This window comes from Oceanimonas doudoroffii (assembly GCF_002242685.1).
Classification (GTDB): Bacteria; Pseudomonadota; Gammaproteobacteria; order Enterobacterales; family Aeromonadaceae; genus Oceanimonas; species Oceanimonas doudoroffii.
This window is the reverse complement of record NZ_NBIM01000010.1, coordinates 1-15,527: the sequence shown is the minus strand read 5'-3', so window position 1 is coordinate 15,527 and position 15,527 is coordinate 1. Positions and strand designations below refer to the sequence as shown.

At 60.0% G+C, this 15,527-nt stretch carries 14 protein-coding genes; 9 read left to right on the top strand and 5 right to left on the bottom strand.

The features are described from left to right. The first annotated feature begins 337 nt into the window (after nucleotides 1-337). Genes arcB through B6S08_RS17125 form a run of 3 tightly spaced genes read left to right on the top strand, consistent with a single transcriptional unit; the run spans nucleotide 338 to nucleotide 5,268 of the window. The gene (gene arcB / locus B6S08_RS17135) at nucleotides 338-2,692 is read left to right on the top strand and encodes an aerobic respiration two-component sensor histidine kinase ArcB (protein ID WP_094202032.1); all 2,355 of its coding nucleotides are present in this window, start codon (nucleotides 338-340) and stop codon (nucleotides 2,690-2,692) included. After that, nucleotides 2,689-4,044 (top strand): dGTPase, encoded by a 1,356-nt coding sequence (dgt, locus tag B6S08_RS17130; protein WP_094202031.1) that lies wholly within the window; start codon nucleotides 2,689-2,691, stop codon nucleotides 4,042-4,044. The genes arcB and dgt overlap by 4 nt, the downstream gene beginning before the upstream one ends. Before the next feature lie 39 nt (nucleotides 4,045-4,083). Continuing rightward, nucleotides 4,084-5,268 carry an inverse autotransporter beta domain-containing protein gene (locus B6S08_RS17125; RefSeq protein WP_094202030.1) on the top strand — a complete coding sequence of 395 codons (1,185 nt, stop codon included), beginning with the start codon at nucleotides 4,084-4,086 and terminating at the stop codon, nucleotides 5,266-5,268. Between the two features lie 57 nt (nucleotides 5,269-5,325). On the opposite strand, the gene rfaH is transcribed toward B6S08_RS17125, so the two are convergent. The 4 genes from rfaH to metN form a co-directional block, all read right to left on the bottom strand. Continuing rightward, a complete protein-coding gene (gene rfaH, locus B6S08_RS17120) occupies nucleotides 5,326-5,823 on the bottom strand; it encodes a transcription/translation regulatory transformer protein RfaH (RefSeq protein WP_094202029.1) in 498 nt (165 codons plus the stop codon). 98 nt (nucleotides 5,824-5,921) lie between these two features. Next, entirely contained in the window at nucleotides 5,922-6,752 is an 831-nt protein-coding gene (metQ, locus tag B6S08_RS17115) for a methionine ABC transporter substrate-binding lipoprotein MetQ (protein ID WP_094202028.1), read from the bottom strand. Between the two features lie 25 nt (nucleotides 6,753-6,777). Continuing rightward, a complete protein-coding gene (locus B6S08_RS17110; protein WP_094202027.1) occupies nucleotides 6,778-7,431 on the bottom strand; it encodes a methionine ABC transporter permease in 654 nt (217 codons plus the stop codon). Beyond that, a complete protein-coding gene (metN, locus tag B6S08_RS17105) occupies nucleotides 7,412-8,455 on the bottom strand; it encodes a methionine ABC transporter ATP-binding protein MetN (RefSeq protein WP_094202026.1) in 1,044 nt (347 codons plus the stop codon). The genes B6S08_RS17110 and metN overlap by 20 nt, the downstream gene beginning before the upstream one ends. 361 nt (nucleotides 8,456-8,816) lie before the next feature. Here metN and B6S08_RS17100 point away from each other — a divergent pair, with 361 nt between their 5' ends. From B6S08_RS17100 to gmhB, 6 genes are read left to right on the top strand one after another with little or no spacing between them, the layout of a single operon-like run. Beyond that, a complete protein-coding gene (locus tag B6S08_RS17100; protein WP_094202025.1) occupies nucleotides 8,817-9,836 on the top strand; it encodes an ABC transporter permease subunit in 1,020 nt (339 codons plus the stop codon). Beyond that, entirely contained in the window at nucleotides 9,829-10,875 is a 1,047-nt protein-coding gene (locus B6S08_RS17095) for an ABC transporter permease (RefSeq protein WP_094202024.1), read from the top strand. The genes B6S08_RS17100 and B6S08_RS17095 overlap by 8 nt, the downstream gene beginning before the upstream one ends. Nucleotides 10,876-10,886: 11 nt before the next feature. Further along, the gene (locus B6S08_RS17090) at nucleotides 10,887-12,689 is read left to right on the top strand and encodes an extracellular solute-binding protein (RefSeq protein WP_094202023.1); all 1,803 of its coding nucleotides are present in this window, start codon (nucleotides 10,887-10,889) and stop codon (nucleotides 12,687-12,689) included. Beyond that, complete coding sequence (locus B6S08_RS17085; protein ID WP_094202022.1) at nucleotides 12,689-13,666, top strand: ABC transporter ATP-binding protein; 978 nt, start codon at nucleotides 12,689-12,691, stop codon at nucleotides 13,664-13,666. The genes B6S08_RS17090 and B6S08_RS17085 overlap by 1 nt, the downstream gene beginning before the upstream one ends. Continuing rightward, nucleotides 13,666-14,679, top strand: coding sequence for an ABC transporter ATP-binding protein (locus B6S08_RS17080; protein ID WP_094202021.1), 1,014 nt, complete (start codon nucleotides 13,666-13,668; stop codon nucleotides 14,677-14,679). Before B6S08_RS17085 ends, B6S08_RS17080 begins: the two co-directional genes overlap by 1 nt. Nucleotides 14,680-14,692: 13 nt before the next feature. After that, complete coding sequence (gmhB, locus tag B6S08_RS17075) at nucleotides 14,693-15,250, top strand: D-glycero-beta-D-manno-heptose 1,7-bisphosphate 7-phosphatase (RefSeq protein ID WP_094202020.1); 558 nt, start codon at nucleotides 14,693-14,695, stop codon at nucleotides 15,248-15,250. An 87-nt stretch (nucleotides 15,251-15,337) separates the two neighbouring features. On the opposite strand, the gene B6S08_RS18520 is transcribed toward gmhB, so the two are convergent. Then, the coding region (locus B6S08_RS18520; protein ID WP_211284221.1) for a hypothetical protein at nucleotides 15,338-15,527 on the bottom strand (190 nt) is incomplete at its 5' end.

Genomic DNA, 15,527 nt, shown 5'->3' with positions numbered 1-15,527 from the left:
AAAGGGTCGTAAAGATTTGACCTTTGCCATGCCTTTTAATGGCGCAACCTCTGCCCCATCGAGGTGCATTCAACGGAAAAATCATTTTTATCAGCTTGTTAGGTGTTCAATTTTGGTGCAAGTGCGCCATTTTGGGTAGTCAGTATGGGCACCAAACGGGCCGATGTGGCACTGAGTTACGTCAAATCTTCCCGCGCTTTCGGTTGCGCCCGTTCCGTTTTGGTGCAACGGGATTCAGTGACCACCTGAAATGCATGCCGACAAGCACGGCGGTGACATGACAGTCCACTTCGGAGCCGGTATTCTTTCCCTCTGCCGTTGCGAAGGACAAAAACCGATGAAACCCATTAAAACCTGGGCCCAGTACTATGTGGACCTGATGACCAAGCTGGGCATAGTGCGCTTCAGCATGCTGCTGGCCACCTGCATTATTTTGCTGGCCATCTTTATACAGGTGGGGGTGACCCTGTTTTTGCGCGGTTCGGTGGAGTCCATTGATCTGGTGCGCTCCATCTTCTTTGGCCTGCTGGTTACCCCTTGGGCGGTGTATTTTCTGTCCGTGGTGGTGGATCAGCTGGAAGACTCCCGCCAGCGCCTGAGCCGGCTGGTACAGCGGTTACAGCAGATGCGTGAACGGGATCTGGAGCTGAACAGCGAACTGCAGGAAAAAATCGAACTGCTCAACCGCCAGATAGAGGAAACCCGCAAGGCCCAGGCCGCCCGCCAGCAGGCCATTGAGGATCTGGAAGGGGAGGTCTATCAGCGCGAAAAGGCGCAGCTGGAATCCCAGGAACGCTCGGCGCTGCTGCGCTCCTTTATCGATACTTCCCCCGATCTGGTGTATTACCGCAACGAACTGGAAGAGTTCTCCGGCTGCAACAAGGCCATGGAAAACCTGCTTGGCCGGCAGGAAAAGGAGCTTATCGGCCTGACCCCCTACGATGTCTACCCGGAAGACGTGGCGATCAAGGTGGTGGAGACCGACAAGGAGGTGTTTGCCCGCAACGAAAGCCAGACCTACGAGCAGTGGCTGCAATATCCGGACGGCCGCCGGGCCTGTTTTGAGTTGCGCAAGGTGCCCTTCTTTGATCGGGACGGCAAGCGCCTGGGTCTGCTCGGCTTTGGTCGCGACATCACCGAACGCAAGCGTTATCAGGAGCAGCTGGAAAAGGCCAGTCGCGACAAGACCACCTTTATTTCCACCATCAGCCACGAGTTGCGCACGCCGCTCAACGGCATTGTCGGCCTGAGTCGCATATTGCTGGCCACCGAGCTGAGTCAGGATCAGCGTCAGCACCTCAAGACCATTCACTTCAGCGCCGTCACCCTGGGCAACATCTTCAACGACATCATCGATCTCGACAAGATGGATCGCAGCCGGCTGGAGCTGGCTCCCGAGCCCATGGACTTTCCCGGCTTTCTCGACGATCTGGAGAGCCTGGCCCGGCTGCAGGCGGAACAAAAGGGGCTCTACCTGCACTTTGACCGGGACGGCGACATTCCCGAGTGGATACTGGCCGACGGCACTCGGCTGCGCCAGGTGCTGTGGAACCTGGTGGGCAATGCGGTCAAGTTTACCGACGACGGCGGTGTCACCATACGTTGCCTGGCCGACGAGCTGGCACCAGGCCAGGTTACCCTGCGCTTTGACATTGAAGACACCGGCATCGGCATTCCCGCCGCACTGCAGCAGAAGATCTTCGCGCTCTATTTCCAGATTGAAGGCAAGAAACACGCCACCGGCACCGGCATTGGCCTGGCGGTCTCGCAGCAACTGGTAGAAGCCATGAATGGCAGCATCGAGCTGGACAGCGAGCCGGGCGAGGGCTCCTGCTTTAGTGTGACCATTACCGTGCCCACCGCTCAGGCGCCCAAGGACGATCCCGTGCTGGCCCAGTTGCCCTGTTTGTCGGTGCTGCTGGTGGAAGACGTGGAACTCAACGTGACCGTGGCCTGCGCCCTGCTGGAAAAGCTGGGCCACCGGGTGAGCGTGGCCCGGGACGGCGGCGAGGCCTTTGCGTTGTTGGCCGAGTACGATTACGACCTGATCTTTCTTGATATTCAGCTGCCCGACATGACCGGCTTTGATATCGCAATCCGGCTGCGAGAAGAAGCGCAACAGCAGGGGCAGGCGTTGCCGCCGTTGGTGGCGCTCACCGCCAACGTGATCAGCGACAAGCAAAAGTATCTGGCCGGGGGGATGGATGACGCCATCAGCAAGCCGCTGTCGTCCAAGGCCATCAAGGGCGTGCTGGCGCGTTTCTTCGGCCATCGACCGCCCTGTAACAGGGCCGCGCCGGCATCGACCCCGGCCGTGCCGGCAGTGGAGCCAGTGCAGGCCGATGAGGCGGTACTGGACACGATATTCCTGCAGGACTATGTGGATACCGTGGGCGCCAAGGCGCTGTTGTCGAGCGTGGACATGCTGGCGGACATGGCCAGTGATTACCTGGCCCGACTCAATGAATTTACCGCCGCACGCCAGCAGCAGGAAATAGTGGAAGAGGCCCACAAGATCAAGGGAGCGGCCGGCTCGGTGGGGCTGAAGCGAGTACAGTTGCTGGCCCAGCAAATCCAGAGCCCGGAGCTGCCCGACTGGTGGGAGCACCTGAATGATCGAGTGGCGGAACTCAACCGGCTGCTGCCGCCGGATCTGAATGAGCTGCGCCGCTGGCTGGAGCAGCGGGCATGAGCCGTTATGAGCCGCTGATCCGTGCCGATCGGTTGCATCCCGAGCCCCACGCGCAAACCCCGGAGCAGGCCATTGAAGCGGATCGGGCCCGGATTGTGCAATGCTCGCCGGTGCGCCGGCTGCAACAGAAGACTCAGGTGTTTCCGCTGGATGTAAAGGCCTCGGTGCGCAGCCGCCTGACCCACTCCCTGGAGGTCAAGGAAACCGGCCGTCAGCTGGCACTGCGGGTGGTCTCGGCGCTGGATGATCAGGTGGATAGGGACGCCTTTGTCAGTCTGGTGGAAATGGCCTGTCTGCTGCACGATGTGGGCAATCCGCCTTTTGGTCACTTTGGCGAGGCGGTGATCATTGACTGGCTGGGCCAGCGACTGCCGGGGCTGTTTCGCCGGGCCGTGGGCTCGCCGTCGCGGCAGTGGCCCATGCTGCTGGCGGATCTGCGTCAGTTCGAGGGCAATGCCCAGAGCCTGCGGCTTCTGCACAGCCTGCAGGAGCTGAACCTGACCTTGAGCCAGCTGGCGGCGTTGCAGAAATATGTGCGTGGCGCCTACCAGCCCAGAACCGGTGGCCGCTGGCAGCAAAAGCCCGGCCACTTTTTCAGTGAGCGCCCCCTGGTGCAGCAAATTCGACAGCATTTTCCCGCCACCGCCTATGGCCGCTTTCCGCTGGCCTTTCTGATGGAAGCGGCGGATGACATGGCCTATGGCGTGGCGGACCTGGAAGACGCGGTGGATCGGGGGGTGCTCAGCCTGGCCGAGCTGGAGCGGGCGCTGCTGGGGGAAGGCAATGATTACCTGCAACGGCTGTGGCGAGAGTCGAACGTCGATCAGCCGGGCTTTTTCAGTCGCTTTCGCCAGCGTCTGGGGCAGGATCTGCTGCCACTGGTGAGCGACCAGTACCTGGCGCATCAGCAGGCCATTCTCGACGGCGAGCACGATCAGCCCCTGCTGGCGGTGGAGCAGCCCCCGGCCCAGGCGCTGCAGTGGTTGAAAGCCTTTGCCCATCGCCACGTGTTTCGCCGGCGGGAAGTAGAGTCGCTGGAGCTGGCCGGCTTTGCCGCGCTCAAGGGCGTACTGGATGCCTTTGCGCCGCTGCTGGCGCTGCCGGCGGCGGAGTTTACCGGCCTGGACGAGCGCGCCGACGCCAACGGCCAGGTGCTGCGCCGGCTCTACCACCGACTGCCACCTCGGCACCTGGCCGCCTATCACAGGGACAGCCAAAACGCGCCTTTTTTTGAAAGTGACGTCGAGCGGGAGTGGTATTTTCGCGTGCGCCTGGTGCTGGATTTCATCAGTGGCATGACGGACACTTATGTATTGGAAGAATATCGTTTGCTGTGTGGCCTGCAGGGCTGAACGCGGTCCTGAACTGAACGGGTGAGTGGAGGCCTGAACATGCGGTGGTTGTGCCTGCTGCTGTGTTTATGGACGGTGGCATTTGCACGGGCCGCCGGCCCAGTGATGGTGATGCATCGGGTTGCCGAAGGCGAGAGCTGGGCCAGCCTGGCCCAGCGTTACCAGTTGAGTGAGCGTCGTCTGCGATGGGAGTTTAATCGCGAACGTTTTATGGTGCCCTTGTCGCCCGATGACTGGATCTGGGTGCCTGACCGGCCGCCCGGCCCTGCCCCGGCATCACGCCCGCTCGCCACCGCCATGCCGGCCCCGGAGTCTGTGCAGCAACGCCATCATGAGCCTCTGCCCGCCCTGGGGCGTCCCAATCCGGCTCGAGCGCCCAAATCCGATGAGCTGCTGTTGACCCTGGCCACCGCCGCACGGGCCGCGGCCACCGACAGCCTGGACGGCTTTGTGCTGGCCCAGACCGAGCACCTGGCCGACGATACCCTGTCTTTTGGAACCGAGCAGTTGACCACCTTGCCCTGGCTTAACCCCAGCGACTGGTACTGGGATTATCAGCTGCCGTTGTTTGATCATGAAGCCGAGGCCAGCAGCCAGCTGGCCTTGCCCCTGTGGCAAGGCCTGGATACCGAACTGGGCGTGGATTACCGGGACGAGCGGTTTACCTACCAGTTGGGGCTGCATTACCGCCGTCCCTTCAGGCCGCGCACCCTGGTGCACCTGCAGCCGCTGTTCGACTACCAGGAGCAGGGTGCCCATCGCCGCGGTGGCCTGCTGCTGTGGCTGGAGCATGAGGACTTCAGGATGGGGGCGGTGCAGTACCGGCCGCTGTCGCCCTGGCATACGGATACGTTGCGGGAGCGGCCCGCGGTGGGCAGGGTGTGGTTTGGGGAAGGGCGGCTGAGTGCGGTGCCGGGCTTGAGCGTCAGCGGTCAGTATTACCGCTGGCAAGGAGACCGGCTGCGGCTGTTTGGCAGCGGTGACAAGTACAAGGCGTCTTCTTCCACCCAGTGGTCTCTCAGCTATGCGCCCTGGCGCATACTGCGCTTGCAGACCTCGGTGCTCAGCAACAGCGAGGACGAGCTCGATTCTCGGCTGCGGCTGATGGTGGAGCTGCCGTTGCGGCTGGCGCCCGGGCTCTGGTGGCAACCGCCCAAGCCCTCCGGTACCGCGGATTACCGGCCGTTGCAATACCACAGGGTGATGGTGCTGGAGCGGCGCTGACTGCTTATCGTTAGGGGGAAATATAACGATAAGGGGACCCAGGCGCTCCTCTCAGAATTAAAGCCGGCTGTAGTCGGTGTTGGCAAAGCTGGCGCGGGTCTGGCTTTGCAGCAGGGTCAACAGCAGCATGGCGCGGCTGTCGCCGTCCGCCTCCTGATAGATGGCCTCCATGCCTGCAAAGGGACCTTCATTGATGATCACCCGGTCGCCGCAGTTAGGCAGGTTGCTCAACTGCTCGCCCAGGCGGTCGTCACCGGTGCGGCACATCAGGTCGTGGATCAGCTCGTCGGGCACCACGCAGGGGGTTCCACCAAAACGCACCAGGTTGCGAATGCCCCGGGTGGAACCCAGGGTGGCGCAGCTGGTCTGTTCCAGGTCGGCACGCAGAAACAGGTAGCCCGGGAACAGGGCTTCGTTGCGCAGGACCCGTTTACCCCGTATCAGTTTCTTGACCTCGATCAGGGGGCAGAAGGTTTCTATCTGCTGGTTGTCGAGGTGCAGCAGGGCCCGCTCTTCTTCTCGCGGGCGGCAATGGGCCAGATACCAGTTCAGCATAATTCCCTTCCGGCTCAATCGTTAAATAAGCATTATGGCAGCAACAAAAAAAAAGGGCCACGGCATGCCGTGGCCCTGAGGATAAAGTGAACGCCGGATTACCAGCCCTTGACCACGCCGCCCTTGAACAGCTCCAGCGCGGCCTGGTAGACCTCTTCGCTCTGGTAGGCCTTGACAAAGGTCTGAATGCGCTCGTCGTTCTGGTTGTCGATGCGGGACACGATTAGGTTAACGTAGGGAGATTCCTTGTCTTCCACGAACAGGCTGTCGCGACCGGGCAACAGGTCGATCTGTGACGCATAGGTGGTGTTGATGATGGCAAAGGCCACGTCATCCAGGGAGCGGGGCAGCTGAGGTGCTTCCAGCTCGATGATGTCGAGGTTTTTGGGGTTGGCGGTAATGTTCAGCGGAGTGGCTTCCAGACCCACGGCATCGTCCACCTCGATCAGGCCCTGTTGCTCCAGCAGCAGCAGGCTGCGGCCCAGGTTGGTGGGATCGTTGGGGACGGCTACCTTGGCGCCTTCGGCCAGTTCATCCAGGGACTTGATCACCTTGGAGTAGGCGGCGATGGGGTAAACAAAGGTGTTGCCTACCGGAGTCAGCTCGTAGCCGCGATCGGCGATTTGCTTGTCGAGGTAGGGTTTGTGCTGAAAGGCATTGATGTCCAGGCTGCCATCGCTCAGGGCCACGTTGGGGGTCACGTAATCGCTGAAGGATACCAGCTCGACTTCCAGCTCATACTGCTCCTTGGCCACCTTGGCGGCCACTTCCGCGACCTGCTCTTCGGCACCGGCAATCACGCCCAGGCGCAGCGGTTTGACCGCGGCGGCTTCGGTGGTGGTCTGTTCGGCCTGTTCGCCGCAACCGGCCAGGGCCAGGGCCGAAGCCAGTACGCCCAGGGTGGCGAATGATTTCAATCCAGCTTTCATGATGCACTCCTTGATATAAGAAAACTCAGCGACGATCCATATGAGCCACCAGCCGCTCGCCGGCGCTCTGAATGATTTGTACCAGTACTACCAGTATCACCACGGTGATCAGCATGATTTGCGGATCAAAACGCTGGTAACCGTAGCGAATGCCCACATCACCCAGGCCACCACCGCCCACGGCGCCGGCCATGGCCGAGTAGTTGACCAGGGTGACCAGGGTGATGATGATGCCGTTGAGCATGCCCGGCAGGGCTTCGGGCAGCAATACCTTGTACACGATTTGCAGCCGGCGGGCGCCCATGGCCTGGGCCGCTTCCACCAGCCCTGACGGCACTTCCATCAGCGCCCCTTCCATCAGTCGAGCCACAAAGGGAATGGCGGCAACGGTCAGCGGCACCACGGCGGCCCAAGTGCCGATGCTGGTGCCGACCACCAACCGGGTAAAGGGAATGATGGCCACCAGCAGAATGATAAAGGGCACGGAACGGCCGATGTTCACCACCGTACCCAGAATCTTGTTAAAGGCCTTGTTTTCCCATATCTGGCCGGGTTTGCTTACGTGCAGGGCAATGCCCAGCGGCAAGCCCAGGGCACAGGCGATGGCGCCCGAGCCGAAGGTCATGATCAGGGTCTCCCAGAGTGCCGAGAGCAGCAGGTTAATCATGGCGTCGGACATAACCGAGTAACTCCACCTGAATTTTGTGTTCCTGAAGGTAAACGATGGCGGCCTGAGTCTGTTCTGGCTGGCCATCCAGCTCGGCCAGCATAAAGCCGAACTTCACGCCGCCGGCATATTCGATGTCGGCGCTGAGAATGGTGACGTCCACCTGCAGCTCGCGGCTGAGAATGGAGATCAGTGGCGTATCCACGGTTTCGCCGGTAAAACCCAGCCGCACCAGGGGCAGGGCATCGGCTACCGGTTCGGCCGATAGCCGGGCCTGGTATTCATCGGGAATTTCCAGATGAATGGTGGAGGCGATAAAGCGCCGAGCCAGATCGGTCTGGGCGTTGGCAAAGAACCAGGCAACTTCTCCCTGTTCCACCAGCTCACCGTCGTTGATAATGGCCACTCGGTCGCAGATGGACTTCACCACCTGCATCTCGTGGGTGATCAGCAATATGGTCAGCCCGAGGCGCTGGTTGAGCTCTTTCAGCAGTGCCAGAATGGACTGGGTGGTCTGCGGATCCAGCGCCGAGGTGGCCTCGTCACACAGCAGCACCTTGGGTGCCGGCGCCAGTGCCCGGGCGATGGCCACCCGTTGCTTCTGACCACCCGACAGGGCGTTGGGGTAGGCGCTGGCGCGATGGGACAGTCCCACCAGCTCCAGCAGCTCGCTGACCCGCTGTTTGATCTCGGCCTTGGGGGTGCCTGCCAGCTCCAGGGGCAGAGCCACGTTGTCGAAGACGGTGCGCGACGACAACAAATTGAAGTGCTGAAAAATCATGCCGATATTGCGGCGGGCACGGGACAGTTCGGTACCGCCCATGGCGGTCAGATCCTGGCCGTCCACGTATACGCGACCCTCGGTGGGGCGCTCGAGCAGGTTGACGCAACGGATCAGGGTGCTCTTGCCGGCACCGGATTCGCCGATAACGCCCATGATCTGGCCGGCAGCGACCTCCAGATCGACGTTTTTAACGGCGTGAACGGCATTCTCGCCCGCTCCGTAGCGCTTGGTAATATTGGTCAGTTTGATCATCGGAGGATGGGCCCTTCCGGTATGGTTATCCACTGCATAGACAGCGTAAGAACAGGGACAAGTCATGCTGGCATGACAGATGGCAGAGGATGCTAAGCCGTCTGGACGTCCGAGTCAACGAGTATTTCCCGTCACGGCGCGAGAATGAAAACTGGCTAGTGCCTTGTCCCTTTTTCCAATGCCTTGATATAGGATGAAAAAGAACAGCATAAGCCGTAAGCTGGCATGATAAGACTCGACTGTTATGCATTAGTCGAAGGAATATTGAACAAGGGAATCGACAGCAGGCAACCCTGTTGGTGATTCGCGATACTCAGAGTTTTCAGGCTGAGCGTTTCAGGGAACGAAGATAAGGAAAACGATGGGCCAGTATTTTCTGCGTCGATTATTGCTGCTGATCCCCACCTTTCTCGGCATTACCCTGGTGGTGTTTGCCATTACCCGATTTGTGCCGGGCGGCCCGGTTGAACGCATGCTGATGGAAAGTCAGCTGGCGGGCAGCGAGTTCAGCCAGAGTAGCCGGGGCGGGCAGGTGTTGTCCTCCGAGCAAATCGATGAGCTCAAGGAATTTTACGGGCTTGATAAGCCGGTGGGCGAAGCCTACCTGGACTGGCTGGGCAAGCTGGTGCGGCTCGATCTGGGGGAGTCCACCCGTTACTACCTGCCGGTGTGGGAGCTGATCCAGGAACGGCTGCCGGTGTCGGCCTTTTTTGGCATTAGCACCTTTATTCTCAGTTATCTGGTGTCCATTCCCCTCGGAGTGCTCAAGGCACTCAGGCATAACAGCCGCTTCGACAGCATCAGCTCCATGTTTATCTATGCCGGCTATGCCCTGCCGGCTTATGTGGTGGGCATTTTTCTGCTGACGGTGTTCGCCTTTCAGCTGGGCTGGTTTCCCATGGGTGGCTTTGTGGGGGACGATTTCTACTATCTGGAGGGCTTTTGGCCCAAAACCCTGAATTTGTTTCACCATGCCCTGCTGCCGCTGATTGCCTACGCCATCGGCGATTTCGCGGTGCTCACCATGACCATGAAAAACAGCCTGATGGAAAACCTGTCGGCGGATTATGTGCGCACCGCCGTGGCCAAGGGCCTGCCGTTTGGCAAGGCGGTGACCCGCCATGCCCTGCGCAACAGCCTGATCCCCATTGCCAGCCACTTCGGCAACGTGATTTCGGTGTTTTTCGCCGGCTCTTTCCTGATTGAAGTGATCTTTAATATCGACGGCCTGGGCCTGCTGGGCTACGAAGCGGTGGTGGAGAGGGACTATCCGGTGGTAATGGGCATACTGGCGGTGACCTCACTGTTGATGCTGCTGGGCAACATATTGTCGGACATCTGCGTGGCGCTGGTGGATCCGCGAGTGAGGTTCGATGGCTAGACTGCTTTCCGATGTCACCAAAAAGAAGTTGCGCCGTTTTCGCAGCATTAAACGCGGTTACTACGCCTTTGTGATTTTTATGGTGATGGTGTTGCTGGCCGCCGCCGCCGAGCTGTGGGTCAGCAACCGGGCGCTGCTGGTGAAATATGAGGGTGAGCTGTACTTTCCCACCTATGGTGCCGTGATCACCGGCGACACCTTTGATCTCGGTTATCAATATGAAACCGACTACAGAGAGCTGAAGCGAGTGCTGAGCGAGCAGCCCGGCAACTGGGTGCTGCTGCCCCTGGTGCCCTGGAGTCCCTATGAGCAGGATTACAGCGGCAGCACCTATCCACCCACGGCGCCCAGCCTGGCAAACCGGCACTTTCTCGGCACCGACAGCTCGGGCCGGGACATGGTCGCGCGGCTGGTATACGGCTTTCGTACCGCGGTGGGCTTTGCCTTTATCGCGCTCACCGCCAGTTATGTGATTGGCGTGATGCTGGGCTGCCTGATGGGATTTCTCGGCGGTCGCTTCGATCTGCTGTTTCAGCGCTTTATCGAGATCTGGTCCCAGGTGCCGTTTCTTTACGTGATCATGATACTGGTGTCGATTACTCAGCCCAACTTTGCCCTGTTTGTCGCCATCAACGTGCTGTTTGGCTGGATGGGCATTACCTGGTACATGCGCACCCTGACCTACAAGGAAAAGGCCCGGGACTATGTGCTGGCGGCCCGGGCCCAGGGGGCGGGCACGACGCGTATTATCGTGCACCATATCCTGCCCAATACCCTGATGATGATAGTGACCCTGGCTCCCTTTACCGTGGTGGCCAATATTTCCCTGCTCACCGCCCTCGATTACCTGGGCTTTGGCTTGCCTCCGCCTACCCCGAGCTGGGGCGAGCTGTTGCGTCAGGGTGTTAACCACCTGGATTCGCCCTGGATAGTGGCGTCCGTGGTGACGGCGGTGTCGCTGGTGCTGATCAATGTTTCCTTTATCGGTGAGGCCATTCGTGAAGCCTTTGATCCCAAACACTTTTCCCGTTACGAATAGGTGAGGACTGCATGAACAAACTGCTGGCAATACTCGCGTCTTTTGGTCTGGCCCTGAGTCTGCAGGCGGCGGAGCTGCCCGAAAACCTGGAGTGGGAAACCAATGACGCGGATCCCATTTTTGCCTCGCCCGAGGCCAAGCGGGGCGGGCGTTTCAACATGACGATGATGAGCTTTCCGCTCACCTTTCGCACCGTGGGGCCCGACTCCAACACTTCGTTCCGTTCTTTTGTGCTGGAGAACCAGCTCGGGCTGTATGGCTTGCACCCCGACACCGAAAACCCCATTCCTGCCCTGGCCACCCACTGGGCCTTTGGCGACGACAACCGCACCATGTATTTCCGGCTGAATCCAAAGGCTCGCTGGTCCGACGGCGAGCCGGTGACCGCCGACGACTTTCTGTTTGCGCTGGAATTCATGCGATCCAAGGTGATTCGGGCGCCCTGGTACAACAACTACTTCACCGAAGAAATCACCGAGGTGGTCAAATACGACGATTACACCATCTCGGTGACCGCCGGCAGCCCCAAGAGCCGGCGTGAGCTGCTCAATACAGTGGGCCTGGTACCCCAGCCCGAGCATTACTATGAAATGACCGAAGACTGGGTGCGCCGTTATAACTGGGAGGTGGTGCCGGTGACCGGCGCCTATGTGATAAGTGATGTCAAACGGGGTCGCTCCATTACCTTCAAGCGGCTGAATGACTGGTGGGGCAACGAGCTTACCTACTACAAGCACAGGTTCAATGTGGATGAAATTCGGCTGACCGTGGTACGGGATCTCAATATCGCCTACCGCCACTTTCTGCGTGGTGACATCGACACCTTTGGCCTGATCCTGCCCGAATGGTGGCACGACAAGACCAACACCCCCGAATACCGCAACGGCCTGATTAATCGTATCTGGTTCTATAACGAAATGCGCCAGGGCGCCCAGGGGCTGCATCTCAACACCGCCCACCCCAGACTGGCGGATGTGCGGGTGCGTCAGGGCATGGCCCATGCCATCAATATGCAGCGCATGCTGGACACCATATTGCGCGGCGACTACGAGCGCATGCACGGCTTTGGCACCGGTTATGGGGATTTCACCGATTATGACATTCGTGCCCGCGACTACGACATTCAGCAAGCCCGGGCACTGTTTGCCGAGGCCGGCTACGATCGCCAGGGGCCGGGGGGCATACTGCTGAACAGCCAGGGCGACCGGCTCAGCCTGGCGGTGACCTACACCACTCAGGAGCACACCGCTCGCCTGGCCATTCTGCGGGAAGAGGCACGCAAGGCCGGCCTGGATCTGCAGCTTAACCTGGTGGATGGCGCCACCGGTTTCAAAGCCATGCTGGAGAAAAAACACGAGGCGGCCTGGCTGGGCTGGAGTGGCGGCGGCCTTTACCCCCAGTACTGGGAGTTTTTCCACTCCCTGAACGCCGACCAGCCTCAGACCAACAACCTGTTCAATATCAGTGATGCCGAGCTCGACCGGTTAATCGAGGAATACCGCCGCACCATGGATCTGGACGCCAAGGCGGCGATTTCCCGACAAATACAGCGCCGGGTGCACGAGCTGGCCATCTTTATACCCGGTTATCAGGTGCCCTACACCCGGGAAGCTTACTGGCGTTATGTGAAACTGCCCGAGAGCAAAGGCACCCAGCGCTCGCCATCCCTGTTCTGGCCGATGGAAGGTTACCCCCATAGCACCGGCGGCCTGTTCTGGATCGATCAGCAGCAACAGGCCGAAATCAAGGCTGGCGGCAAGCGCTATGAGCCGGTGCTGGAGGTGGTGGAAACCTGGCGGAGACCCGAAGCCTGATGGGAAATCTGCTGGAAGTGGACAATCTGGCGGTCAGCTTTACCACCGAAGCGGGTTGTTTTCGCGTGGTGGATGACGTCAGTTTTTCGCTGGCGCCGGGGCAAACCCTGGGGCTGGTGGGCGAGTCCGGTTGTGGCAAGAGTGTCACCGCCCTCAGCCTGCTGGGCCTGCTGCCACAACCTGCGGGCAGGGTGGAAAAAGGCCGGGCGCTGTTTCAGGGCGAGGATCTGCTGACCTTGAGCCCACAACAGCGCTACCGGTTGCGGGGCAACAAGATCGCCATGATCTTTCAGGAGCCGATGACAGCCCTAAATCCGGTGCATACCGTGGGCCGCCAGCTGATGGAAGTCTATGAATTGCACCGTCCGGAGCTGAACAAGGCGCAGCGCCGGCAGGCGGCCCTGACCATGCTGCGCCGGGTGGGGATTCCGGAAGCCGAGGCCCGACTGGCCGCTTATCCCCACCAGCTTTCCGGGGGCATGCGGCAACGGGTGATGATCGCCATGGCGCTGGCTTGCGAACCGGAACTGCTGATTTGCGATGAGCCCACCACGGCACTGGACGTGACCATTCAGGCGCAAATCCTGCACCTGATCCGCGAGCTGCAGCGGCAAAATAACATGGCGGTGATCTTTATTACCCATGATCTGGGTGTGGTGGCCCAGATCTGCGATCGTGTACTGGTGATGTATGCCGGCCGCAGTGCCGAGCAGGCAGGGGTGTTTGAGTTGTTTGAACACCCCCGCCATCCCTATACACGGGGCCTGCTGGCGTCCATTCCCCGGCTGGATCGGCCGGGAAAAACCGAGTTGCCGGCCATCGCCGGGCAGGTGCCCTCGCTGGAGGAGCAGTCTGCCGGCTGCCGTTTCGCCAACCGCTGCCCCTACAGCACCGAGGTGTGCGCCACCCAGCCGGCTCTTGAGCAGGCGGATAGCGTGCACCACGTCTGGTGCCACCACTGGCGGGAGTTATCCTGATGAGCACCCTGCTGAAAGTGGATGGATTGACGCAGCATTTTACGCTTGGAGGGGGGCTGCTGCGTTCGGGAAAAACCCTGTATGCGGTCGATGGGGTCAGCTTTGAGCTGGAAGAAGGCAAGACCCTGGGACTGGTGGGAGAATCGGGCTGTGGCAAGTCTACCTTGGCGCGTACCCTGCTTAAGTTGCACGAACCCACCTCCGGGCGCATTGTTTACGACGGCACCGATATTACCCAGTACAGCCGGCGGCAAATGCAGCCCCTGCGGCGGCAGATGCAAATGGTGTTTCAAGACCCTCAGGAATCCCTCAACGGCCGTCATACCATAGGTACCCTGTTGCAGGAACCTTTTGTCATTCACCGGCTGGGCAGCTGGCGCGAACGCCAGGCCTGGGCAGCGGAGCTGCTGGAGCGGGTCGGGTTGCCGGCCTCGGCGCTGGATCGCTTTCCTCACGAGTTTTCCGGCGGGCAGCGGCAGCGCATCGGCATTGCCCGTGCCATGGCGCTCAACCCCAGGTTACTGGTGTGTGACGAGGCGGTGTCGGCGCTGGACGTGTCGGTGCAGTCGCAGATCCTTAATCTATTGCTGTCACTGCAGCAGGAACGGGGGCTGGCCATGCTGTTCATCGCCCACGACCTGTCGGTAGTCAAACATGTCTCGGATCATATTGCCGTCATGTATCTGGGACGCATCGTCGAGCAGGCGCCGGCGGACGTACTCTACCGGCAGCCACGGCATCCCTATACCAAAGTACTGATCTCGGCCATACCACAGCCAAACCCCAGGGAGCGCCAGGACCCCATGATGCTGAGTGGTGAACTGCCATCCCCGGCCAATCCTCCAAGCGGCTGCCACTTTCGTACCCGCTGCCCTTATGCCGGTGAACGTTGCGCCAGGGAAGTGCCTTTGCTGCAAGGGCAGCAGCACAGGGTAGCCTGCCATTACGCCGCAGAAATTGCCTCCGGCGCCCGGCAGCCCTGTGCTAACATGCGCCCGGTAACGATTGACTGAAGGCAGGTACAAAGTGGCAAAGCCAGCGATTTTTCTCGACCGGGACGGCGTTATCAACCAGGACAGCGGTTATGTTTCCCATTCCGACGATTTCATCTTTATCGAGGGAGTGATCGACGCCCTCCGTTCGCTCAAGGAAAAAGGCTATCTGCTGGTGGTGGTCACCAACCAGTCGGGCATTGCCCGGGGCATGTTTACCGAAGACGACTTTATGCGTCTGACCGAATGGATGGACTGGTCCCTGGCCGATAGGGGCGTGGATCTTGACGGTATCTATTTCTGCCCCCACCACCCCTCCGCTGGTAACGGTCCCGACACCAAAGCCTGCGACTGCCGCAAGCCGGCACCGGGCATGCTGCTGGACGCGGCCAAGGAGCTGAACATCGATCTGGCTGCTTCCTTTATGGTTGGGGACAAGGTCTCGGACATGAATGCGGCCATCGCCGCCGGCGTGGGCCACCCCGTGCTGGTGCGTACCGGCAAGGAAATTACCGAGGAAGGGGAAAAACTGGCGAAAAGCGTCTATCCTTCTTTGGTGGAATTTGCACGGCAACTGCCCGAGGCGCAGTAATTTCCATCATTCCGGTCAACCTTTGAACGCTTGAGCTATGTGAAGTGATTTTTCCTCAAAAAGCCCTTGCGCAAAATCGGCGGCTCCCTATAATGCGCCCTCACTGACACGGCGGAACACGCCGACGGTCACAAGGGTTGAAACAACACGAAACAAAGTTTGATTCAACGCTTGACGAACACCAAGGATTGCGTAGAATACGCAGCCCTGACCCGCTGAAGGGTCAACGCTCTTTAACAATTTATCAAGCAAACTGTGTGGGCACTCGCAGGATGTT